The sequence below is a fragment of the Paenibacillus sp. MBLB1832 genome, assembly GCF_032271945.1.
GTDB classification, from domain to species: domain Bacteria; phylum Bacillota; class Bacilli; order Paenibacillales; family NBRC-103111; genus Paenibacillus_E; species Paenibacillus_E roseopurpureus.
In genome coordinates this window covers 1,264,132-1,288,858 of record NZ_CP130319.1, presented here as the reverse complement: position 1 = coordinate 1,288,858, position 24,727 = coordinate 1,264,132, and the positions used below count along the sequence as shown (strand labels likewise).

The 24,727-nt window shown below is 49.7% G+C and carries 19 protein-coding genes; 7 read left to right on the top strand and 12 right to left on the bottom strand.

Features of this window, described 5'->3' with window-relative positions:
- Window positions 1-229 precede the first annotated feature (229 nt).
- Complete coding sequence (locus MJB10_RS05880; RefSeq protein ID WP_314802537.1) at window positions 230-2,503, bottom strand: helix-turn-helix domain-containing protein; 2,274 nt, start codon at window positions 2,501-2,503, stop codon at window positions 230-232.
- Window positions 2,504-2,705: 202 nt separating this feature from the next.
- Between MJB10_RS05880 and MJB10_RS05875 the strand changes: the two genes are divergently transcribed.
- The 5 genes from MJB10_RS05875 to MJB10_RS05855 all read left to right on the top strand — a co-directional run bounded on the left by MJB10_RS05875 (window position 2,706) and on the right by MJB10_RS05855 (window position 10,700).
- Complete coding sequence (locus MJB10_RS05875; protein ID WP_397386616.1) at window positions 2,706-3,653, top strand: ABC transporter permease; 948 nt, start codon at window positions 2,706-2,708, stop codon at window positions 3,651-3,653.
- Window positions 3,647-4,507, top strand: coding sequence for a carbohydrate ABC transporter permease (locus MJB10_RS05870; RefSeq protein ID WP_314802535.1), 861 nt, complete (start codon window positions 3,647-3,649; stop codon window positions 4,505-4,507). The genes MJB10_RS05875 and MJB10_RS05870 overlap by 7 nt, the downstream gene beginning before the upstream one ends.
- A gap of 37 nt (window positions 4,508-4,544) precedes the next feature.
- Window positions 4,545-6,095 carry an extracellular solute-binding protein gene (locus MJB10_RS05865; protein WP_314802533.1) on the top strand — a complete coding sequence of 517 codons (1,551 nt, stop codon included), beginning with the start codon at window positions 4,545-4,547 and terminating at the stop codon, window positions 6,093-6,095.
- Window positions 6,096-6,182: 87 nt separating this feature from the next.
- Window positions 6,183-8,381: a golvesin C-terminal-like domain-containing protein gene (locus MJB10_RS05860; RefSeq protein ID WP_314802531.1), complete on the top strand. Its 2,199-nt coding sequence runs from the start codon at window positions 6,183-6,185 to the stop codon at window positions 8,379-8,381.
- 42 nt (window positions 8,382-8,423) lie between these two features.
- Entirely contained in the window at window positions 8,424-10,700 is a 2,277-nt protein-coding gene (locus tag MJB10_RS05855) for an FAD-dependent oxidoreductase (RefSeq protein ID WP_314802529.1), read from the top strand.
- Between the two features lie 231 nt (window positions 10,701-10,931).
- On the opposite strand, the gene MJB10_RS05850 is transcribed toward MJB10_RS05855, so the two are convergent.
- Together MJB10_RS05850 and MJB10_RS05845 are read right to left on the bottom strand one after the other, a co-directional pair.
- The gene (locus tag MJB10_RS05850) at window positions 10,932-11,348 is read right to left on the bottom strand and encodes a DUF4183 domain-containing protein (RefSeq protein ID WP_314802527.1); all 417 of its coding nucleotides are present in this window, start codon (window positions 11,346-11,348) and stop codon (window positions 10,932-10,934) included.
- Window positions 11,349-11,353: 5 nt separating this feature from the next.
- A complete protein-coding gene (locus MJB10_RS05845) occupies window positions 11,354-11,731 on the bottom strand; it encodes a DUF4183 domain-containing protein (protein WP_314802525.1) in 378 nt (125 codons plus the stop codon).
- Between the two features lie 446 nt (window positions 11,732-12,177).
- Between MJB10_RS05845 and MJB10_RS05840 the strand changes: the two genes are divergently transcribed.
- A complete protein-coding gene (locus MJB10_RS05840) occupies window positions 12,178-13,482 on the top strand; it encodes a DUF2515 family protein (RefSeq protein ID WP_314802523.1) in 1,305 nt (434 codons plus the stop codon).
- 15 nt (window positions 13,483-13,497) lie between these two features.
- Here MJB10_RS05840 and MJB10_RS05835 read toward each other — a convergent pair whose 3' ends face one another.
- From MJB10_RS05835 to MJB10_RS05795, 9 genes are all read right to left on the bottom strand, one after another.
- Window positions 13,498-15,186 (bottom strand): putative polysaccharide biosynthesis protein, encoded by a 1,689-nt coding sequence (locus MJB10_RS05835; RefSeq protein WP_314802521.1) that lies wholly within the window; start codon window positions 15,184-15,186, stop codon window positions 13,498-13,500.
- Window positions 15,187-15,220: 34 nt separating this feature from the next.
- Window positions 15,221-15,700: a DUF456 domain-containing protein gene (locus MJB10_RS05830; RefSeq protein ID WP_314802518.1), complete on the bottom strand. Its 480-nt coding sequence runs from the start codon at window positions 15,698-15,700 to the stop codon at window positions 15,221-15,223.
- Window positions 15,701-15,748: 48 nt separating this feature from the next.
- Window positions 15,749-16,492, bottom strand: a complete 744-nt coding sequence (locus MJB10_RS05825) for a Cof-type HAD-IIB family hydrolase (protein ID WP_314802516.1) — start codon at window positions 16,490-16,492, stop codon at window positions 15,749-15,751.
- A gap of 10 nt (window positions 16,493-16,502) precedes the next feature.
- On the bottom strand, window positions 16,503-18,377 hold the full coding sequence (asnB, locus tag MJB10_RS05820; RefSeq protein ID WP_314802514.1) for an asparagine synthase (glutamine-hydrolyzing): 1,875 nt from the start codon (window positions 18,375-18,377) through the stop codon (window positions 16,503-16,505).
- Between the two features lie 325 nt (window positions 18,378-18,702).
- A complete protein-coding gene (locus tag MJB10_RS05815) occupies window positions 18,703-20,760 on the bottom strand; it encodes a peptidoglycan D,D-transpeptidase FtsI family protein (RefSeq protein WP_314802513.1) in 2,058 nt (685 codons plus the stop codon).
- 21 nt (window positions 20,761-20,781) lie between these two features.
- Window positions 20,782-21,510, bottom strand: coding sequence for an HAD-IA family hydrolase (locus tag MJB10_RS05810; protein ID WP_314802511.1), 729 nt, complete (start codon window positions 21,508-21,510; stop codon window positions 20,782-20,784).
- Window positions 21,511-21,540: 30 nt separating this feature from the next.
- Complete coding sequence (locus MJB10_RS05805) at window positions 21,541-22,689, bottom strand: transglutaminase domain-containing protein (RefSeq protein ID WP_314802509.1); 1,149 nt, start codon at window positions 22,687-22,689, stop codon at window positions 21,541-21,543.
- A 37-nt stretch (window positions 22,690-22,726) separates the two neighbouring features.
- On the bottom strand, window positions 22,727-23,161 hold the full coding sequence (locus MJB10_RS05800) for a hypothetical protein (protein ID WP_314802507.1): 435 nt from the start codon (window positions 23,159-23,161) through the stop codon (window positions 22,727-22,729).
- A 54-nt stretch (window positions 23,162-23,215) separates the two neighbouring features.
- Window positions 23,216-23,371, bottom strand: coding sequence for a hypothetical protein (locus tag MJB10_RS05795; RefSeq protein WP_314802506.1), 156 nt, complete (start codon window positions 23,369-23,371; stop codon window positions 23,216-23,218).
- A gap of 111 nt (window positions 23,372-23,482) precedes the next feature.
- Here MJB10_RS05795 and MJB10_RS05790 point away from each other — a divergent pair, with 111 nt between their 5' ends.
- Entirely contained in the window at window positions 23,483-24,652 is a 1,170-nt protein-coding gene (locus MJB10_RS05790; protein WP_314802504.1) for an MFS transporter, read from the top strand.
- Window positions 24,653-24,727: the final 75 nt, after the last annotated feature.

The window sequence follows — 24,727 nt, the reverse complement described above, 5'->3', positions numbered from 1 at the left end:
CGGCTTACGTTAATGTTTACTTGATCTAGAGTAGGAAGTTCTACTTCTTTGATTTCAAAATACATCGATCGTAGCTCTTTGTATAGCCTTAGCAGTTTTTTTCCCTTAACTCCCATCTTCCACCGATCTTCGCTATGCTTGCTACCATGCTCTGCCTCTCCTCATGGTTTATATTCCTGGAAGAAACGTCTGTTAGACTGTGAGACAAAAGGGAATGGAATGATTATGACTAAGACGTTCCCTCGCGTTCCCGATATTGGGAGGGCGTCAGTCCGGTCGCTTTCTTGAACGCCGTAAAAAAATGACTCTTTGACTGAAAACCCGACTGTGAGCATATCTCTGTAATTGACCAATTGGTCTGAACTAGCAATTCCTTCACCTTATGGATTCTACATTCCAATATATAGTCCGAGATCGATATCAAAAATCGTTCCTTGAATATCAGCCTTAAATGATTAGGCGATAATGAAATGTGCTCCGCTATGTCCTCTACCGTCAACATCGCGTTGTGAAGCTGGTTGCCGATATATTCTAGCACTTCTGCAAATATGTCTTCCTTCTGTTTGCCGCGAGCCTCAGCCTGCTCAATCCCTCCCAGAAGCAATCGCTCTAGCCATTGCTGGAGATCCATCAAGCTGTTGAACTGTTCCAGTTCTCTTTTGATCCCCACCATGCCATCCGACGTAACAATCGGTTTGAATGACTTGCTCAGGGTATAGAGCAATTGAATTAATTGAAGATGGCATTCCTCTACGGGAAGGTTCTGTAGTCTGTTAAACAATTTTTCCAACAAGCGATGAACGGAATCCTTATCTCGCATGCGCAATGCCTGGATTAACTCGAAAGTTTGCTCTGGATCAAGCTCTCCATAGGGATGGGCGCTTAGCTCGCTTTTCAAATCCTCTGTATACACCTGACTGACTCCAGTCAGGAAAGAAAGCTTGGACAGTTCTACAGTCCTCCCATAGGCTTCGTACATATTCTCCAATGGAATTAGGGGACCGCTGAGGCCAATTGACGATTCAAGCCCAATCCAACGGATTGCTTGCTCCCTCGCCTCCTCAAGCACCGCAAAGTAGGCTTCCTGATGATTTTTATCAGGCGATTCCTGGCTTTCACCCAGAATAAGTACAATATGATCGCCGCCCAAGTCCGACACTTCTACTAGAAACCCGGAAGAACTCACGACCTCTTCGACGATGTTGCTAAGGGCAAACTTCATTAACTTACGAGACGAAAAGTCATATTTCTCGCAGAAGGCACTGTAATTCTCGATACGGAGAACGGCAAGCCAAAACGGCTCGTCTAGCATGAGCTTGACGGTTCTGGTAAGGTCGTTCCGCATTGAAGGCCCAATAAAGTCGCTTAACAGCCATTGTCTAAGCAGTGCATCCTTCACGATCGGACTGCTTTCCTTTATGTTGCGTGCTTGCTCTTCCACACGATTCACCAGATGGTCGATACCACTGTGAATCATCATGAAGTCATGCCCGGGAGGTCGCCAACTCGATTTATCTGTATCCTTTGTTAAATTGCCGTTGTAGCGTCCTATCTTCTGCAAGAGCTCAGTAAACGGTTTGAAATTTCGTTTGGAAAGCCAATAGAGAACGACAAGCAACAACAGGACCATAAGGAAGAAATAGGAAAGTACCCGCAAATTAAGTGCAAACAGCTTACTCTTCCATACGCTTTGGGGAGAGAGCAGATATAACTTCCAGCCCTCCATCTCGATTTCCGCCGACTGGATCCCCCACTCCTCTCCGCCCGCCTTCCACTGACCTCGATCAGGGTAGTCGCCACTCAACCACTTACGGAAGTCATCCAGAAAGGATGACGGGTCTCCGCCCAGGAGAATTGACTGATCGCGATCCACGATGAGCAATTTGCTCTCAAATTCGTTATTGCTGAGCAACAGCTCATCAGAGAGTTGCTTGCGATTCAATACAATGAACATTATTCCGTGTGAGGTTTGATTCACGGCGTCGTTCGGCAATGTATATACAAGTTCATCTCGACCGTTCATCCATTGTTTGTTAATGGTAACTGCCACCTTGGATTGCCCCTTCAGTGCCTGCAGAAATTCCTGGTCGGGAAACGTCTCGAACGGAATGCGACCGGAGCGGGCGGATAATACGGATCGCGTCGAAAAGTTGAAGAGATACACATCCTGAACCAGTCGCTCTGTTGCGATATAATCCGTCAATACGCTATCCGCAGCGTGATCCAGATAAGAATCTTGCGAAATCCCATTAAGCCAATAGCCAATGTTCCGCTCCTGATACAGCAGAAGCCCGCTAAGCTTGAGCCGCTGGATCGTCTGCTCCAGATTCGTCTTGAATCGCCCCAGCTTCACAATCGTAACCGCGTCAACTTCCTGAATGGCATAATTTGAAATTTGCTTAGTCAGGAAGGTGGAGTAAGCCCCGGCCAGACCCAAAAAGAGAACCGCCACCAAGAGGAAGATGCGCATGTATAATTCTCTGAGATGTATGAACTTCAGCACGAACGAACCTCTCCTTCAAGATTAATACTCACATTCTCGCAAGATTGGACTGCGATTGCAAGCCAATAATTCGATTTTATTGACCAATTAAACCAAAATGAAAACGAGAACCGCTAGATTCGTTACAATAAGAACCATTCGTAAAGACAAGAACTATGCGAAGAGCGCACTTCTCGGGTATGTTAAAGCCATTCAGCGATGCATGCTCGCTCGTTCAACAGAAAGGAGAGACTTCCTCTTGCAGAAGAAATTACTGGCCGCCTTTTTCCAGCACCGAATTCATTATGCGATGCTGCTACCGGGTATGTTGTATTTTTTGGTCTACAAATACTTGCCCATGTACGGAGCAGTGATCGCTTTCAAAGATTTTAGTATCAATGACGGCATTCTAGGAAGCTCGTGGGCGAATCCATGGTACAAGCACTTTAAGTACTTCTATGATTCGCCTTATTTTGCCCAAGTCATGACGAATACGCTGCTGATTAGCATTTACAAACTGTTCTGGCTCATGCCGACTTCGATCCTTCTTGCCATCTTGCTGTCTGAGATTAGGTGGAAGCCGTTCCGCAATATTGTACAGTCCATCCTGTACATGCCGCACTTTATATCGTGGGTGATCATTCTCGGCATCTCGCTTGCCTTGTTCTCGGAAGCAGACGGACTGATCAATACCATGCTGAAGGATTGGGGCCTCCACTCCTTCCCGTTCCTGACGTCTAACGAGTGGATTCGTTCTCTGCTCGTTGGCTCGGACTTGTGGCAGAACATGGGCTGGGGCGCGATTGTATACCTGGCCGCCATCGCCGGCATCGACCCTACTCTATATGAAGCGGCGCGTGTCGACGGAGCTGGCAGACTCCGCATGATCTGGCATATCACGCTTCCTGGGATTCGCAATGTCATCGTGTTGATGCTCATCCTAAGGATGGGAACCATACTCGATGCCGGATTCGAGCAGATTTACGTGATGTACAACATCCAGGTATATGAGAAAGCCGATATTATCGACACCTGGGTTTTCCGAACAGGCCTTGAACAATTCAACTTCAGTCTTGGCGCGGCCGTCGGTCTGTACAAATCGATCATTGCACTAACCCTCGTGGTCACTGCAAATGCCATAGCTAAGCGGTGGGGGGAAAGTATATGGTAATGAATTCGAAAGAGCGCTGGTACGAAGGTACCGTATATGTTGCCCTGCTTTTGCTCGCTGCTTTGGTCGTGTTCCCGCTACTGTATGTGCTGTCCGTATCGTTAACGCCCTATAGCGAAGTGATGAAAAATGGGGGCTTCCGCATCATCCCGACTCAGATCACCTGGGAAGCCTATGGCATGTTCCTAAAGGATTCAACCATCCCACGTGCATATGGCGTCTCCTTCTTCGTCACGATAATCGGAACACTCCTAAACGTCATTCTAACCGTTCTGATGGCTTATCCGCTAAGCAAAAAGACGTTGCCCGGAAGATCTGCCCTTCTGTTCATCGTGATGTTTACTATGATGTTTAGCGGCGGAATTATCCCTACCTACCTAATCGTTAAGGCCACGGGCTTACTTAATTCCGTGTGGTCGATGATTATCCCGACCGCCGTCGGAACGTTCTCGCTTCTCATTACGAAGACGTTCTTCGAGAACATACCGGAATCGCTCATTGAAGCGGCGCGAATCGACGGGGCATCCGAGAGTCGGGTACTCGTTCGCATTATCCTTCCGATGTCGCTGCCTGTTGTGGCGACGATAGCCACCTTCTATGGCGTGATGCATTGGAACGAATTTTTTAATGCCGTAATGTACATTACGGATACGGACAAGCTTCCACTGCAGGTTGTGTTGCGGGGAATCCTTACGGCCTCGATGTCGTCGGAAATCAACTCGGAGAAAACCGTTCCGACCACTACACTCCAGATGGCTGGTGTTATCTTGTCCGCATTGCCGGTTGTAGCGACTTACCCTTTTATCCAGAAATATTTCACAAAGGGCATGCTGGTGGGTGCGGTGAAAGGGTAGCGTTCCATATATAATAAAACCGAAAGGGAGATGTCCAATGAAACGAAACTGGAAACTATTATCCATCTGTACGACCGCCTGCTTATCTCTTGCGCTTAGCGCATGCGGAGGAAGCAACACCTCGGAGAAGAATGCAGGAGCGGCGAGTCCAAGCGCCACTGCCAAGTCGAGCGAGCCCGTCAAGCTGAGCGTGCTGGTCAGCGGTCCCGGTCTGAGTGAAGTCGATAAGAAGTTGCAAGGGGAGATCGGCAAAAAGCTAGGCATCGATTTCGACTTCAATACAGTTCCTGCCGGCAGCAACAACGACTATGCCAATCAGATCAACATTCGCGTTGCGTCTTCGAGCGCCCCGGACCTATTCACCGTTACGAACGACCAGATGCAACAATTCACCAAGCAAGGCGTTATTCTCGACCTGACCAAGTACCTGGACAAAATGCCAAATTTGAAAAAAGCTTACACGGAAGCGGATCTTGGGAAAGGGAAGGTCGACGGCAAGCTGATGGCTTTACCGAAGCGAGCTTCCGTTCCCTATCGTTCCCTAATGATTCGTCAAGACTGGCTTGATAAATTGGGACTCCCTGTTCCGAAGACGGTTGATGAGCTTGCGACTGTCATTAAAGCGTTCCATGACAAGGACCCGGATGGGAACGGCAAACAAGATACGTATGGTCTAACCGGATACGGACTTGACGCCTTCGCTCCAATCTTCGGCGCATTCGGCACAAGCTACGGCTATTTCAACGCGCCGCTCATTACCGGCAACCTGACCGTTAAGGACAATAAAGCGATCTATACGACAGCACAGCCGGAGACAAAGCAAGCCGTTCAATTCATCGGTCAGCTGTTCACTTCGGGCGCAATCGACCCTGATTTGCTCACGAACAAAGGGACGGCCGCCCCTACGAAAGCTCAGAAGGGGCAAGTCGGCGTTATCTATGCAAACTGGTCCGATATGTTCAAGGATGAGCATATCAAGCTTATTACCGAGACGAACCCGAATGCGAAGTTTGTCAGCATTGATCCTCCGGTTGGACCTGGCGGCAAATTTATGGGCGCGTTCGACGACAGCTCCGCGGATTGGCGCGTCGCACTGCCGAAATCGCTCGAGAAATCGCCGGAGAAGCTGGACAAAGCACTCGCGTACCTCGATTTCATCACTGGAGCAGGCGAAGGACAGAATGTCGTCATGTTTGGCCTGGAGGGGACGCATTATACGAAGGAAGGCTCGACCATCAAGCCACTGCCAGCAATGTCCGAGCTGGGGACAACGTACCAGCTGCAGCTGACGGGCCGTGATGAAATTCCATACCTGTACACCAAGTTCCCGAAGCAGAAGGAATACATCGATTTTGCCGTGAAGCAGCCTTACCTGAAGGTGTACAACAACTTCCCTAAAATTCCGGAGGGCTTGAACAAGTCGGATAAGGATCGCTTCGAGAATGAAGAGATGATCAAATTCTTGTTTGGCAAGCGCCCCCTGGATCAGTACGATGATTTCATCAAGACCTTAAACACCACTTATCAACTTCCGAAGTATCTCGATGAGGCAACCAAATCATTCAAGGAACAAGGCATGATCAAGTAAGATTGGATTGGATCGCTGGGAGGGGGATGAATACAATGCCCCCTCCTCCATTTTATACCATACGGAGGGGTGAGCTTTATGTTTCATGTGGCAAGAAGAATCAGATATCGCTTGGTCATCCTTGCTCTTGGTGTTATGGTAGCGCTTACGGCAATAACGTTTCAACCTCAACCTGCTCAGGCCGGGTTCAGCTCTTTCGTCACCCGCACCGGCAATCAGCTTAAGTTGGACGGCACGACGTACCGTTTCTCAGGGGCTAATCTGTATTGGCTTGGCTTGTACAAGGTGAAAGGTGATACTGCCGCCACCTACCCGACGAAATTCCGAGTGATCGACGCGCTCCAAACTGCCAAGGAAATGGGGGCGAGCGTTGTACGTGCCCACACGCTGGGCGTGTCGGTCGGATGCTCGCTCTGCATTATGCCCTCACTCGGCACCTATAACGAAGAAGCCTTCAAGAAAGTAGACTTCGCCATCAAGGCTGCAGGCGACGCAGGCATTCGCCTGATCATCCCGCTTACGGACAATTACACGTATTATCATGGTGGCAAAAAGACGTTTACCGACTGGCGCGGCAAGGCGGAATCCACCTTCTATACCGACGCGACGGTAATAAACGACTTCAAGGGCTATATCAGCGCTCTTCTGAATCGCGTCAACTCGTACACTGGCGTCGCTTACAAGAACGACCCGACCATTCTCGCGTGGGAGACGGGCAACGAACTCTCCTCCCCGGTCAGCTGGACGCAGACGGTCGCGGACTACATCAAGAGCGTCGACGCCAATCACCTGGTCATGGACGGTCATTACGGTGTCGATACGAATGCCTTATCCTTATCCAGCGTCGACATCTACTCCTCCCACTTCAACGGCACACTGATGATGATGACGGCAAGCGCCATCTCCAGCCAAGCCGCCCTAGCCGTAAGCGGCAATAAAGTGTTCGTCGCAGGGGAGTACGATTGGTCGAATTCCAAGGGGACAGGCGATTTGACAGGCTTTATCTCGCAGATCGAGACCAATACGAATGTCGGAGGCGATATGTATTGGTCGATGTTCGGACATGGCGATCAGTCCGGCTTCCTTAAGAATGACGACGGCTATTCCCTCAACTATCCCGGTGAGACGACAGACCTTCGCACCCGGTCCCAGCAACTGCGGAATCACAGCTACTTCATGAAGGTCGTCTCCACACCCGCGGCAGGCACGACAGGCGCGGCCTTGCTTACTTCAATTACCAAAGATGCAAGCGGCGTTTCACTCCAATGGAGAGGGACAGCCGGAGCGGACAACTATTCAGTTGAGCGGGCGACAGCCGGAGCGACCGGCCCTTGGACGGTCGTCTGCAATCAGTGTGTCACCGATTATAGCGGTTCTTATCTCGATACCAGCTCGACAGGCGCTGTCTGGTATCGGATCCGGTCGTACAACCGCGACGGAGTAGCAGGCGCTTACTCCGAAGTTGCCGCCTTCGACGGCTCGCATGAAGTTCAGGTGGTTGACGAGCAATCCGCCGATACGACAGGCAAATGGCCCATTTCGTCTTATGCGACAGGCGCCTTCCAAGGCCAATATTTGATCGCTTCGACAGGAACGGGCGCCTCAACGGTCAAGTGGAAGGTTGGCGTGAAGCAGCCTGGTAATTACAACGTCTATTACTGGCTGCCCGACGGCTACACAGACCGCGCATCCAACGCATCCTTCAAAATTTACGATACAGCCGGCGTACAGAACGTGACGGTGAATGAGCAATTAACCGGAGGCCAATGGAAATATCTTGGAAAGGGCAACTTTACGACTTCGGCCCCGGGCTATATTGAACTGTCCGACAGCGGGAACAACGCTTATGTGACAGCAGGCGCGATTAAGTTAGTCAATGCCGACACCGCCATCACGTTGGATAATACGAACGCTACCATTACAGGGAGCTGGAGCGCATCAACGAATATGCCAAACTACTACGGCTCGAACTATTTGATCAAGACAGTCGGAACCGGGGCCGCAGCCGTTCGCTGGACACCTACGATTACAGAAGCAGGCACATACCAGATTTACTACTGGCTGCCGGACGGCTATACGGATCGAATCACCAATGCCTCGTATACGGTGTATGACGGCAACAGTGTCAATACAGGCTATACCGTAAATGAACAGAGTGCTGGCGGGTCGTGGATCCTATTAGGGTCGCATCCCTTCAACATCGGAACCTCCGGTTATATCGAGATGAAGGATACCGGCAACAACACGTATGTCGTAGCCGACGCGATTCGATTGGTGAAGCAATAACCTGTCCAGGACAAGTTGGAAGTGTACAACAGGGGGATAGATATGAAGACAATCCATGAAAAATATGACGTGGTCGTTTGCGGAGGAGGCCTCGCCGGCGTATGCGCCGCGGTCGCTTCTGCTCGCAGCGGCGCCGCCACCTGCCTGATTCAGGACCGCCCCGTATTCGGGGGCAACAGCTCCTCTGAGATTCGAGTGCCTCCGCAAGGGGCCGCCAACTTCCATGCTTATGCAAGGGAGACCGGTATCCTCAGCGAGCTGCTACAGGAGGAACGGGCGAAGAATCATGAGAACAATCATGATAACGGTTTGGCCAACTCTATTTGGGATTTGATCCTGTATAACAAGGTCGTGTCGACGGAAGGCCTTACTTTTCATTTAAATACCTCCGTGACAGACGTGGAGGTTCGTGACGGAAACTTGACGGGCATTCGGGCTAGCGTCGCGAACGCCGAGACCGAGCTCAAGATTACGGGCACAGTCTTCATCGACTGCACCGGCGACGGGGTTATCGCGGCCATGGCGGGCTGCAGCTGGCGCATGGGAACCGAAGGTCGCAGCGAATTCGGAGAGGACCACGCTCCCAATGAGCCGAGTACCGATGTCATGGGGAGCTCTATTCATTTTCGAGCCCGTGATATAGGGCGACCGATCCCGTTCCAAGCGCCGGAGTGGGCTTACTCGTACGATGATCCCAGCGTGTTCTATCAGGGGGGGCGAATCCCGAACTCGCCCGAGAACGGCTACTGGTGGATCGAGCTCGGTGTTCCGTGGCATACGATCTATGATAACGAGAAACTACGCCATGAACTAACGCGACACGTCCTCGGCATTTGGGATTATATCAAGAATAAGGATCCTCAATTACAAGCCCAGGCCTCGCACTTTGCAATAGACTGGATCGGGCAAGTACCTGGTAAGCGCGAGAGCCGCCGAATCGAAGGGCTGTATATGATGACGGAGAAAGACACACAAGCCGACGCTTTGTGCGAGGACGAGATTGCATATGGAGGCTGGTTTATTGACCTTCATAGCGCAGGCGGCTTACTTGCCGCGTTCAGCGAATTGGGGGCCAAGGACGGACATGAGTCAGCTTCCATGCACCGAAGCTATGTCGGCCCGTATCGCATACCGCTGCGCAGTCTGGTGGCGCGCGACATCTCTAATCTAATGCTTGCGGGACGCAACATCAGCGTTACGCATGTCGTGCTCGGAAGCTTGCGCGTCCAAGGAACTACCGCGTTGCTTGGACAAGCTGCAGGAACGGCGGCAGCATATTCCGTAACGGCAACGCTAGGGAATATGCATGCGTTCGTCATGAACAAGGAAGCCGTAGCAGCAGTGCAACAGCGATTGCTGCTGGACGACTGCTTTCTTCTAGGTTTGGGGCATACGGACTTGTGTGATCTAGCCAAGGAAGCAACAGTAATAGCAAGCAGTCAGGAGTTCTTCGAAGGAAGCTCGCATGAGCCTCTACCTCAAGAAAGCAATCGGCTTGTCGCCAAGCATGCGCAATGGATAGGAACAGGATCCGGGAGGATTGATACCGTTCGTTGCTTAATCAGCAATCTGTCGGAGCAACCGCAAAAACTGGAAGCAACTCTATGGCAGGTTGACCATATCTGGGATTATAGAGTGGATCCTGGAGCTCAATTGGCCAGCTATTGCACAGTAGTGCCACCAGGACCCTCCCCCCTATGGGTGGATATGCCTATAAGGGGTGAACTGTCGGAGAATTTGCAGAGTCGTTACCTGCGACTTGACTTGGGGGCGAATTCCCAGCTCGCGTGGCACAGTACGAACGAGGTTGCGTACGGAATGCCGGCTGCTTATGACATGGGGAATGGCAGCATGCGCCGTCTAGGTGACGGCAAATCTATGGCCATTATCGTGGACCCAGCGCAGGATTGCTATGCGCCATCCAACGTGTTGTCAGGAACGACAAGGCCATATCGTCATACAAACATCTGGCGCGCCGCATCCGAAGAGCCGCTCCCCGCCTGGCTCGAGCTGGAATGGACGGATCAACGATTGGTGCGAACCATCCAGCTCACCTTCGGTGGTCAATTGCTGCGGGATTACCGATTCGATCCGGCCCTATCCCGCTCTCCCGATTGTCCGAAACGTTATTTAATCAGCATGTGGTCGGATGGTGGATGGCGGGAGCTGGTTACCGTAACCGATAATATTGCTCGGCAGAGGCGACACGTGCTCGACGCATCGGTGTTTATGTCCAAATTGCGGGTTACCTTCCTCGAGATGAACGGAGAAAGTCCCCCATCCCTGTATGAGGTACGTGTATATTGCAAGCCTGTATAACGTTTGAATGAACAGGAGGCCTCCTCCTTCCTTATCGACTTCATGAAGGTGTCGTCAAGGAGGTAGGGCCTCCGTTTGTTTGTTCAATAACTTTACTCCGCGAAGCACTGCTTCGCTCGAGGCGCCTCTCGAAGTTAGGCGCCATTCTGACACCAGAGGATCCGACGGATGAACCTCATCATTAAACAAAAAACATCTTACGGGCATCAGCCTGCAAGATGTTTTTCTTTTTTATACTGTAATCGTAATCGTCGGTGCTGAAATGGTTGGTTCTACGGTAATCGTGGAGCTCGTTGTTGAGAAATCCGCTACTTCCAACACGACTGGCGTGCCAGCGACGGCCAAAGTCGTATCTAACACTAAAGAAGCTGTTGTTAATGTGGAGAGACCTCCTTCTTGCAGGACACCGTTGACATATACATTATAATAACCGCTTGTCGGCGGTGCAGGGAGAGCAACAACCGGGTCTCCGTTATCATCCGAGAAGCTTGCTGCCGGAATGGTCGTATCCGTTGTAATCATACCTCCTGTAAGCACAGCATCGAATCTTGTAACGTTCGGATCAACCGTTGTGGTTACTGTACCTCCTGATGCTGTCGGAGCGGAAGCCGAAGCTGATACATACAATTTAATGAGCGAAGCTGCCATCTAGTTCACCCCCTTCCTAATCGCCGCTTATAAATACGAATGCTTTGTACGATAATGGGGACACCTTTATCTGGAACATCCTTAGAAATGATGATAATTTCTCCCTTGTTTATACGATAAAGCGTACTAGGTTGAAGCACGCCATTAATGAAAACTTGAGTGAACGTAACGGTCTCCGGATCTGGGATCGACTGAACGCCATATCCTTTGGTGCGATCCGCTTCCGTATAGCAACGCTTGTCTCCATCTGAAATGGCGTAAAAGAAACACGTTTTCGATACATATTCCGCCTTCGTAGATTTCCTTTTCTTCTTCTTTTCTGGCTTACAACTTGTCAGGTCAAGAGACGCTCGTGCTCGGATGTGAATCACCCCACCAACCATTCTTTTATTAGAATATGGTATGCACAAGGTATTTCCTTAAATTGGATATTCGTCGCGTGACTTCTCCCCATTTCTACAAGTCAACATACCTGCAGCTAAACTTGCAAATAATAGAAGAGGATGCCTCTAGGTAGAAGTTACCAGCTTGCTGTAATGAGGTTTTTCATCATTTCAGAGGTTCGAAAGCTGAATACGGACTCTGGAGTGATGTTTTACATCACTATGGGTGCAGATTGGCAGCACTTTGGTGGTTTTTACTCGCTGGAAAGTAATTTTTCATCGTTACAGAGATTCTGAGGACGTGTTCGGCTTCTGAGATGATGATTTTCATCACTATAGTAAACAGAAGGCGTATAAAATGTGGGGTTGGAGCTTGGCCGAGGAACATTGAGGCAACAGAAGTTGGGAAATCACTTAAACAGTACATGTCTAGCAAGGAGGTTAGGATGAGCGAGATGCTACCACCGTCGAATGAGCGTGAGAAGGGATTTTATAGCAAAATGAGAGGCATTCCTGGGGCTGTCGTTCAACTCTTTAAACAGCAGGCTGCCAAAATGTTTACCCACGCCTCCGAGCAGGCGTCTGGCCCACCGATGCAAATTGCGATCTCCTCCGTGGCAGCAGCAAGGATAGAGAAAAGCCTCCATCAGCAGTTAGCTCTGCAACACGGAGGCGTGCACCCTCCACTACCTACAGCTGCGGAGCAGCAGCTTCTCCAACGAATTGAAGCGCAGACGCGCTTGCATAATCGCAATAATGTGACGCGAACTCAAGCCTATTGGGCGTGTTATCGCGCTCATCCCGAGCTCCATTGGGCGCTGCTTGCGCATCTCGTATCTCGCAATGGCGGCTGGTGCATGACCGATCTGCGCGGGGAGCTCCTCCCGCACTTGATCAATACCGAGCTGGTCAGCCATGTTTTTGCTTTCCTGGAGCGCGCGAACGCGTTGATTTTCCAGGATGCTTACCCGCAATTACTCTTATATGCCGAAAGCAGGCGGCGGAATCAAAGCTTATTCCATCTCCTCCCGCATTTGCACATTTCTGCTTGGATGGGGCCGATTTGGCAGGATTTCTGGCATTTCCATGACGCGGCGATGCTGACGATCGGACTCATCATCAACGAACAGAATTACATCGAGGATCGCGTTGTCCAGAATCCAACGTATCAACAAAGCGTTCTTGATACACCGCTTTTCAAAACACAAGCTTGGCTGCAGCTTAATCAAGTCGGATTCCCGTGTCGATCCGCAGCCTTCGATGCCCCACCGCCTCAACCTCGCGTCATGGGCCTTATTCTTGAGCGCTTCACGAATTTGTCCGAGCGCATCGCCTTCGGCAAGAGCCTGTATGCGATTCTGTTCGGAGCTCCTGGCGTGCTGCAGGGCGCAGTCGCCTTTGCCTCCACGACTCCGCATACGGGGTCACGCGCTGATTATTGGCCTCATCTGTTCGCGCCAATACGAAAAACCCCTCCTGATCGCAAGTATCAGGAGAGGCTTGATGGTTACAGTCTGAAAGTAGGTGCGACACCGATCTATAGTCCTACGCTGCAAGCGGCTTGGCCTGACAAACCGCTGGACCCGGTAGAACACGGCGAATGGTTCAGCAATACCAAGGAACCGCTAGCGCATTTGCAATCCATTACAGTGCCGCATGAGTACGATTTATCCCAAGATATGTGCCTTGGGCTTAGCAAAATTGAACTTGCTGTCGTTAGCGCACAGGCGATCAAGAAGTTCATTCCTTAGCCAAGTACAACCCCATTAGGACCGTTTCATCAAGCGGCTTGCTTTGCCGATCAGCTTCTGAACCGGTGACGGGAAGCTCGATACATCTTCTTTCGTCACTACACGTGTCAGCATCAGCATGACTGGGTAAAGCGCCGCGGTAAATCCACAAATGAGTACGGCCTGGATTCCTTGATTCAATCGGAACCATGGTGTTGGCAGCACATAGGAATGCGTTAGCCATTCTGCGCCGAAACCAAGAGCCGCAATGACGAGAATCGTCAGGAGCAGCCCGCCCAATCGACGTCCAAGAATCGTAAACGATACTTCCTTGCGAAGTGTTCGAATATTGAGCCATGACATGACGATGAAGCAGAGTCCCGTCGAGACGACAATTCCGTAAATTCCGACCCATTGACCTAGTACGAAGCTGCCGACCAGCTTCACGGCAATCCCAACCGCGACATGGATCATTAACGGCTTCATCCTCCCCATACCCATCAGCACGGCGCCAGACGTCTGCATGATGATCTGGAACATCGCGCCTGCGGTTAGCAAAGAGATGATGGCGGGTCCATGCGCAATGCCATAGGCGGAATCCTCATAACCGAACAGGAACCAATCGAGCGGTCTCGCTGCAATACTAATGACCAATACCGCAGGCAGACCCGACAGGATAGCAAGCTGAAGCACACGTGTCGTCTGCTGCCCCACTTGCTTCAAATCCTTGCGGGAATACGCCGCAGAGATGATCGGTACAACAGACTGGCTGAGTGCTATAGCCAAAATGATTGGAATGCCAGCCAGCGATTGCGCACGTCCACCGAGAATACCGACTAATCGTGACGCTTCGCTTGTACCGACAGCATCTTGAAGCAATGGGATGATCATCGACGTATCGATCAGATACACAAGGGTTACGGTCACGGAGAAGACAACGATGGGAATTGAAAGCTTGAACAAGCTGCGGTAAATATCCCGATAACGCAGGAGTTCCACGGGACCATCTTCCGATCTGGAGGCACTCATTTGCTCAGAAGCCACCTGCGATACGGCAGATTTTAGCAGCTGCGCATCTTGCCTTTTCAGCTTAACCGCATAATACAGCATGACCGCGAGTGCCGCAGCTCCGCCAATGACACCACCGAACGAAGCCCCTGCCACACCCCAGCCTAACGAAATATCAAGTAAGAAAAAGGCCAGCGCAATAGAAGTAATTAATCTGAAAACTTGCTCTACGACTTGCGAAATGCCGTTAGGCATCATATGTTGTCTGCCTTGGAAATACCCCCGCATGATCGCGATCAGCGGGAAAAACAACATCGCTGGGGCAATCGCCCGCGTAGCTAATGTCGCATCGTGCCCCCCTTTGGAAATGCTCTCTGCATAGATAGGAGCGAACACATAGAGCAACACGGTCATCACCGCTCCTGCAATCACAGCGAACAAGATCGCTGCCTTATAGATGCGTTCCGCTTCGTGAGGTCGTCCGATGGCGCGTTTCTCCGCGACCATTTTACTTAGGGCACTAGGAATACCCGCGGTTGCAACAACCAGCAGAATCGAATACAGATTGAAAGCAATGACATAACTCGCCATGCCTTCCTCATGCAGCAAATGAACCAGCGGAATCCGCTGGAAAACGCCGAGAAACCGCGCTACAAGCGCGGCCACGGTGAGAATGAGCGTCCCTTTTACAAGAGAATCTTTGGTTACCTTCGTCAAGTCCGTTCCTTCTCTCTCTTACAATTTTATTACGTTAAAAGACCCAGATGAAGAATACGATAATCATAACAAGTTGCAGGGCTATTTTCACAACGCTGCTCGCAAAAAATCCAAGAACCGAGCCAACGCCTGCGCTTAGCGCTTTTTTCCACGACGTCCCGACGATAATTTCACCAATGACAGCACCGATGAACGGTCCTAGAATGATCCCGAATGCCGGAATCACAAACGGACCGATGATCAGACCAACCGTGCTGCCGATGATCGCCGCTTTTGAGCCTCCGAACTTCTTGACCCCCATTGCGCTTACTGCGTAATCCGCCACCATAATGATGATCACGATGAGGGTTTGGATAAGCCAGAACCAGAAGCCGAACGGCTCCCAACTTATGAGCCAGCCATAGAGGAAGAAAGCGCCGTAAATCGCGAGTACGCCCGGCAATATTGGGTAAACTGCGCCAACCATACCAATAACAAATAAAAGAATAACGACAATCCAACCAAAGGTAATCATAGTCTGTTACTTCCTCCATTCGCGCTTGCGGATGATCTCAAGCCCCGCTTAGTTCAGCATATAAGCTCGGATGATGTGAGCCACCGCATGCTCATTATTCGTGACGGTCGTAAGATCAGCGATTCGTTTCACTTCGTCTTGCGCATTCCCCATCGCGACACCAAGACCTGCTTCGCGAATCATCGCGATGTCATTCTCACTGTCCCCCATCGCAATAACTTCTGACATGGGAATCCCCAACAGCTCGCATACAGCTGTCACACCGCTTGCCTTACTAATGCCGAGCGGGTTCATCTCCAAATTGCAAGGATGTGAGTTGGTGATTTCAAGCGTTCCCCAGCTCGTCACCACCTCACGAATCCGCCCAAGCTTCACCTCATTTTCCGTGTAAAAACCGAACTTCAACCATTCTTCCGCGGCGATATCCAATCCCTCGCTTTCGCGATTGAACACGCCATTGGTCGAGTAGGCCCACCACCAGCAGTCTTGCTCGAGGGCTAACTTGTGCAAGGCAAGGATCGTTTCCGTGGGGACGAGTGTCCTACGCAATAAGACGTCCGGCGAGGACCATACTTCGCTTCCGTTAACCACCACAAGGGGCGTTGTCAGTCCCAACTCGTGGATGTAAGGCATTGCGCTGATCGCTCCGCGCCCGGTCGACATGATCACTATTTTTCCCTGTGCAGAAGCTTCACGTATCGCGGCTTTATTCTCTTCTGAAATTGTCTTATCGTCACTTAACAACGTGCCATCCATATCGAGAGCAATGAGCTTATACTTTTGCAAAATCATCTACTCCCCTTTAGTACGCTGTTAGTACCTTCTTCGGCAATTCTTCCATAAATGTTTTGTGCCAGAGTGCAAAAATATAAAGGGTCCACAATCGTCTTGCATAGTCCCCTTGACCATTCCGATGCTTGTACAGCATCCGTTCCACCACAGGAATATCAATGTAATCTTCGATTCCGCTCGACTTGATTTGCTCCATCACCATGTCCCCCATAGCGCCTTTCATCCAATCGCGCAGCGGCACAGGGAAGCCCAACTTCGGACGGTTTAGGATCGGGTCTGGAATGATGCCTTCCATCGCTTTACGGAAAATATATTTGGTCGTACCGTTCGCGATGCGATACTTCGCTGGAATACGGCGAGCGACTTCGAACAGCTCCTTATCCAAGAAAGGAACACGCAGCTCTAGCGAGTGTGCCATCGTCATTTTGTCTGCCTTCATCAGAATGTCGCCGGGCATCCACAAGTTCATGTCAATATACTGCATCCGGCTGACAGGGTCGAGATGTTTCGTTTTCCCATAGTAATCGCCGGCAATTTGCACGGGATTCTTGTAGTTGCGCAGCATCTCGCTATCGAGGCGAAGCACCTCGGCCTTCATATCCTCGGAGAAGATTTTCGCGTTTCCGAGGAAGCGCTCTTCCAGCGGTGTCGTCCCCCGCAACACATAGTTGCGGCCCTTCACACCGCTCGGCAGTACGCTTGCGAAGCGATGCAGCATGCGCTTCAAGGCTGACGGCAGCTGGTCCAGATGCCGCAAGGAATGCGGCTCGCGGTAGATGCGATAGCCGCCGAACAGCTCGTCCGCGCCTTCGCCGGACAGCACCACTGTCACGTGCTCGCGCGCTAGCTGCGCCACGTGGTAGAGGGCAATGGCCGAAGGATCGGCGACAGGCTCGTCCTGGTGCCAGATCGCCTTCGGCATCGTCGCAAAGAAATCATCCTGCGTGATGATTTTGTCGTAGTGCTGCGTGCCGAGCGCCGCAGCGGTTTGCGCAGCGATCGGCGTCTCGTTGTTGGCGCCCTCGAAGCCAACCGAGAACGTGCGGATCGGTTCGATGTTCCGCATGTGTGTCGCAATTGCGGTCGAGTCGATACCGCTCGACAGGAAGCAGCCCCGGTCCACGTCGCTGACCATGTGCAGCTTGACGGATTCGCTTAATTTTTCACGAATCCCCTCCACATAATAATCGAACGGTTTCTCTTCTGGTTCAAACATGGGGTCCCAATACTTATGTATCTTCATTTCCCCATCAAACGTAATAGTGACCGAATGGGCGGGCGGCAGCTTATGAATGCCGTGGAACATCGTATTCGGCTCTGGCACATACTGAAACGTCAAATAATTCAGCAAGCTGTCCGTGTGGATTAACCGATTCATGCCGTCAGCGGCAAGCAAGCTCTTGATTTCCGAGCCGAACAGGAATTGACGATCATTCACATGATAATAAAACGGTTTAATCCCAAAGTGATCTCTCGCTCCGAACAGCTGCTTCTTCTTCCGATCCCAAATGACGAAACCGAACATCCCGCGCATATGCTTCACACAGTCCTCGCCATACTCTTCATAGAGATGTACGATAACCTCCGTGTCGCTCTGTGTACGGAATACGTGCCCGCGAGCCTGCAGCATCGTGCGCAATTCTTTGTAGTTATAAATTTCACCGTTGAAAATGATCCATACGGTTTCATCTTCATTCGTTAATGGCTGATGGCCCTCTTTAATATCAATAATCGAGAGACGTCTAAATCCCAAACCAATGCGATTTTCTGTCCAGAATCCCACATCATTCGGTCCGCGATGCACAATCACATCTGTCATCTGCTGCAAACTCGCCTCAGTCGGCTCTCTATCTTCAAAATACATAATCCCTGCAATACCACACATGGTGAGACTCACTCCTCCGTACGCTCAACATTCTTTCTCTTCGACAACCGATATATTAGTATACCATAACAGGCCGTCTTTCTGGAAATACAATGAGCCTACGGCGATAATCGCATTTATAGAAAAATAATGGAAATGATGAGTCGCTTTAGTGATGCAGATAACCGGCTTTTTTTCATTTGCTTCGACCACCTTTCCTTCGTGCACAAAAGTTTACCTAGGGCAACTTTTGGCGTAAATGAAAGCTATTGCTTTTGTATAGCTTATGCCTGTCACTCGGCATTGGTGCACGAAAAAAGAGCTTGCCTCAGCAAGCTCCCCTCAATTACCACGGCTTCTTCCCGCCGCCAAGCTTCGTCAGAATCCCATCGTTCGCCGCGTCATATGCCTCGAAGATTTTCGCTGCGATCGGGGAGGCCCCATAACGACCGAAACCACCTTCCGGAACAACGACTGCGACCGCCAGTTTTGGATTTTCTACAGGAGCGAAAGCAATGAGAACGGCATTCTCAACCGATCCGCCTGCCACAGCCTGCGTGGATGTTCCCGTCTTCCGCGCCACATTGAATGGCAATTCTTCAATACCTTGAGCACCACTTTTCATCCCATGGATGATGGTATTCCAATCCGCCTGCGCGAATTCATTCGATACATCGTCCAGCACTTCAGGTTCAATCTTCTTCACTAATTCGCCTTTATAATCCCTAATCTCATCCACGAAGAGCGGTTTCATACGTTTCCCGCGACTAGCAAGCGTTGCGGTATATTGCGCAAGCTGAAGAACAGTCGTTTTCTCATTCTGTCCCCAGGATGCGTAAACCATCGCAGATTGGTAACTGTCTTTCTTCGCATTCGTGATAAAGTCATTGGAACCTGCGTATTCACCAGGCAGTCCGCTTCCCGTCTTCACACCCATCCCAAATTTGGCCAGATACTCGGCCCATTTGGCTGTCACATTCGCGTTCTCTCTTCCATATTTGTTCCAGAATGGGATACCCACCATCGCCGACATATACGTATTCGAGGAATGTTCGATCGCGGTCGAAGCGTATAACGTGCCATATGCCGTTTTATCCGAGTTCGAAATCGCGCTGTTATTATCCTTACCGAAGGTGAATGTGCCTGAATCATAATACGGCGTACTCGCAGTAAAGAGCTTTTCCTTCAATCCTATCAAGACCGATAACGGCTTAATCGTAGATCCCATGAACACAATCGAGGAAGGATGCTTTGCATTCTCTTTCTCATCTGGATATTTTGCTTTCGCCGTCATAATCGTACCGTTCGTGATATAGGTGCCGATCTCCTTATAAATCGATGGAGAAATACCGCCCGTCCAGACGTTCGCATCATAATCTGGGTAATTAGCCATAGTGACGACACGGCCTGTATCTACTTCCATCGCAACCGCGAAGCCAGAGGAAGCCTTCGTTCCCCATTTCAAATATTGATCATTCGCAAAGGCAGGCGTTCGTAGATAGGCAATATGGTCCTGAAGCATTTTCTCCGTCGTCTTCTGAATATCCTTATTGATCGACAGATATAAGTTATTCCCCTTGATCGGCGCTGTCACTTCGGCTCTGCCGATAATTTTCATTGCAGCGTTCACCGGATATATCTTATAGCCATTTTTGCCGCGCAACTCATCTTGATACATGCGTTCTATACCGTCAAAGCCAACATTTTCGTTGCTCAAATATTCTTTGCTCTCGGGATTATCTTCATAAATTTTCTTCGCTGTCTGTGTTGAAAATGCGTTCGTATAACCGATCAATTGCGTGGCAATCGTCGTCTTTTTGTCATCATCCATTTCGTAAGTGCGGATACTTTCTTCTGTTACTTCCAGCCCTTTGAATTCATCTCGGTGCTCAAGCAAATAGGCAATTTCCTCATTAGATAAATCCGCTTTGATACGGCGCGGCACTGAAAAATAGCTCGGTTCTTTGACTGGATTCTTATTGATGTCATAGCCCAAATCCATGGCAAGGACAATCTCCTCCGAGGTAGGGCTGACTGTATTCGGCTTAGCGAATTCCTCGAATACTTTCCTAATTCGTTTAGCCAATGCAATGGTTTCATCCTTATTTTGACCAGGTTCAATACGGAAAAATAATGACTGTACTGGAATCGTGTACGCTAATGGGGACTTCGTGGAATCGTAGATATTGCCGCGAATCGGAGCGATTTTGTTCGTTTGATTCGTGTTCGTGTTCTCTGCCGCTTTCAAATCCTTGGCTTGAACGAATTGAAGAATAGCTAATCGGACGATGAGCACGGAAAACAAAAGAAACGTGATAAAGAAAAATATATTGATCCGAAACGAAAAGTGCCGTTTTTTAGTAATTTCTTTTTTCTTCGGATCATCCATAATGGATGATTTCATGCTTGTTCCCATCCTTTCTAACTAAGGTTGCAAGGCATGGGGCTCTTGAACCAGCTCGAGCAGGGAGCGAATCCCGTCTCCTGTATGATACGGATACCGGATGATGCGAACCGCATCGATTCCTACTTGATTCGGGGACCAAATATCATTCGTCTCATGGTCGCCTACGTACAGCACGTCCTCAGCCTTCAAACCAGCCATCTCCAAAGCCAATTGGAACATAGCAGGATCCGGCTTCTCCAACCCAACTTCGGTGGATACGAGCACAGGGTCAAAATAATGCAAAATCCCTTTATCTGCGAGAATGGCTTTCAAGGTTGGGGCAAAATTACTTATAATGCCAATGCGGAACCCGCGGTTTCGCAGCTCTTCCAAGAACGGTTTGACATCATCGAAAAGATCGTAATATTGCGGTGCCGTAAAAATCTCATAAAGCTCGTGGCAGCATTCGAAAATTTGCTCTTCCGTCCATTCTGCGTACATACCTAGCTTATGCAGAACGTACTGGTATAGATTAACCCAGAAGGCGCGATCTGACTCAGGGCTGCACACGACGAAATCTTCTTTCTTTTCTACATAATAAAATAGACGGAACGCTTCTGTAAAAAGTTCATGAATATGCGCCTCATCGCGATCAATGGCACGCAATTGCAAATACTGCTTCAAAATCGTTTGGGCAGCAGGAATCGTAACTAACGTATCCCCTGCATCCAGATAAATCATTTGATAAGATTGTAACGGTTTGCGCATTTCTTCTCCTTACATGCTTTCATTGTTCTGCTACACATCTCTCACATGCGTTTGGTCAAAATTCGGCGGGTTGAACCAATTCGCACCGCTTGCGACCCACGTGGCATCCAAAGGCACCCATCGATTCGTCTCCTCGAGATACACTTCATTCCATGCATGGGGGCCGTAGCCGCCCTGACCATCGTAGCCTAATCCTGTGACAACCTTCACATCCAGCCCGATCGCTCTAGCCATCTGCGCATATAATCGCGCGTAATCGATGCATACACCTTCTTTAGTATTAAATGTATCTTCCGGCGTCTGTTCTTTCCAAATACGCTGTTCTTCATATAATTTGACTTTATTCCAGTCGTATTTCACTCTTGTGCCTACCCAGGAATACAGCAATTTGGCCTTTTCCTCATCGGTTTTCGCATTCACCGTAATCTCTTTGGCCGCATCCGCAATATTCCCCGGAATCTTGGCATCAAGCACTTCATATTTTCGCTGTAAAATATTCGAGAATTCCTGCTCCACTGCCCGTGTAAAGACTGGCGCTTTCTCTGCAATGAAATCACCCGTGAACGGGGAGATGACTTCTTTGGCCCCTTTTTGATACATCGTGGATGACTCAATATACGGAGTAACCAAGGAATGCGGGAATAACGACACATAAATGAACAACATCGCAATGAGCATCAGCGCTCTGGCAAACCCAGCGAAAGAACCGATTAACCCCCCTGAAACAGAGCTCAGGAACGAGTTCCGCCGCTTCGTCATGGCATACCGCTCTGCTAGCCATCGCCCAAGTAAATAATCAACAACAAGATTCAGTACTTGCTTGATTACGACGTAGCCGATGAGAAAAAGGACCCCGAAACGAAGCAACGGGAAATCACGCAGACTTGTCATGACGGTATAATACATTTGCTTGAGCGCAGAGATCTCGACCGAGGGGACTTGTAAGTCAAGTCCTTTTAACCACGTTTGAATCGCAGGAGAAATCCATCCTACACACTTCCACGCCGCTAACAGGGATAGAAGCGCAATGCCAGCCTCAACCAGCATCGCAACGAAATGCCTTGCAGAACCAGAACCCCCGCGCAGAAAACCTTGCAGCATCGATGCGGCAATGGTAAGCACAATGGCAATGGAGATGAAGTTAATTGAAGAAGGTGAAAACAAAGCTGTATCCGTCATGTGTACTCACCGTCCTTTCCAAGGGGGGCCTGTCTAGTTAAGACTTTGCATTTTTCTTCGCTTGATCGATAAAGGCATTCACAGCGGCATTTGCATTCATTTTGAACGATTTTCCTAGAAATGTGATCTGAACTTCTTCCGAGCCTGTTTTACCCTCAAGTTTCAAACTCTTCGTCGTTACGAGAAAAGAACCATCTGGATTCGCTTTAAATTGCGCTTCTTTGGCCTCAGACGTCAAGGCACTTAACGCTTTATCCTTCACTTCATCGCCCACTTGGGTAGCAACGCTTGCCCCAATATCCTTTATTTTATCCTTATAGTTGGCTCCATAAACGATAAGCGCCCCTACAATGACAAGGACTAACACCCATTTCACGACTGTTTTAACAATACCAATCACAATAAAAAGAACGATAATAGCCCCTACAAGCAAATACCAACGATCCTGTGCAAATGAAATCCACTGATCCATATAAACCCTCCTCTAATTTGCAAAAGTCCCTTCCTATCATACTACAGGGACTCCTTAATCTTCATCTCTTTTTTTCCTCAATTGGGCTAGCTTCTGCTCGAATTCTTGCGTCTTATCGATGGTTTTGCCTCCTCTTCGAAAGGAATTTCTCAAACGAAGCACAAGAAAAACAGCGACAACCGCTAACAAAATTAAAACAAAGGGATCCATAGCTCCTCCTAGCTTGGCAATTGTGTCATTTGTAGGGAAAGGTCATATCCATGGGACGAGCGGCGTACATCTTAAGAAGAGATAAGACTACATTCTCAAGGTGGTGAAGCCATGCGAACAGCCCTATGGTTGTACTTATTTATGTTTGTTGCTTTCTTTGACCTGCACGCGCAATACCCGATTCTATCCCCTTTCGCCCTCTCTTTGGGAGCAGCTCCCTCGTTCATCGGGCTCATTATGGGTGTATATTCCATTACGCATTTACCTGGTAATCTCATGGCCGGTTATGGCGTGGACAAATACGGCAGCAAAATGTTCATCGTCTTTAGCTTGATTGTAGCAGGGATCATCTTACTATTTCAATCAAACGTCAAAGATCCATGGCACCTGCTCTACATCCGATCCATAAGCGGATTCGTGCTAGCTTTCTTGTCGCCCGCTTGTTTAAGCTTGCTTGCACGTATCGCGAAGGATCGCATTCATCAAAGCAAGCTCATGGCAGGTAATGGCCTCGTACACACACTCGCCTCTGTTGTTTCACCTGCGGCTGGCGCCGTTCTGGTCGCAAAAATAGGGTTCACAACCGCCTTCACCGTGCTCGGCTGGGTTCTCATCATCACGGGAGTACTGGCGATCTTCGGTGTCAGGGAGGGGCAATTAGTGGCAGACAAAGGTAAAAAATCCGCTTTTCTGGATCCCCACGGCCATAATCACGCTCAACCGAGTAACGAAATTCCAGAGACCGTCTCCATCCCCTGGCTATTTTTCCTGATTCCCATGGCACTCTCTTGCTCACAAGGGATTCTTTTCTTCGAGCTCCCACTGATGAAATCTGCACGTGAATCGATTCTCACCTCCGGTGTCTTCTTCACGGTAGTTAGTCTCGGGGCACTGCTCAGTATCTCGTTGTGGTTTCTCAATAAAATTTCTCCGTTCCTGCGTACCATCTGCGGAAGTATTGGTTTGGCTGCGATTTTCTTCGGCTTAGCTATTGGGTGGCCGATACCGCTCACTGTGTCTCTGTTCTTAATCGGTATGGCCAAAGGCGTCATCTACCCCGCACTTGCAGCGCTGCTAGCGAGTATCACAAGCAGTTCCCGCTATGGGCGCATGTTTTCATTGCTTTCGATTTCCTACTCGGTCGGCGCCTTCATCGGACCTATGATGGCAGGTCAACTTCGCGATCATATCTCATCCTATTTCATCGCCTTTTTCATTCTAATGCTCGCCCTTTCCTTACTGCCGCTCCGATCGTTCAAATCATCTATTACGACGACTTGAGTTAGAGACAAACGTGTTGTCGAGGAGTGTCACCATCTGGATATCCTTGTCATTTCCCAGGAAATGATGCTAGCG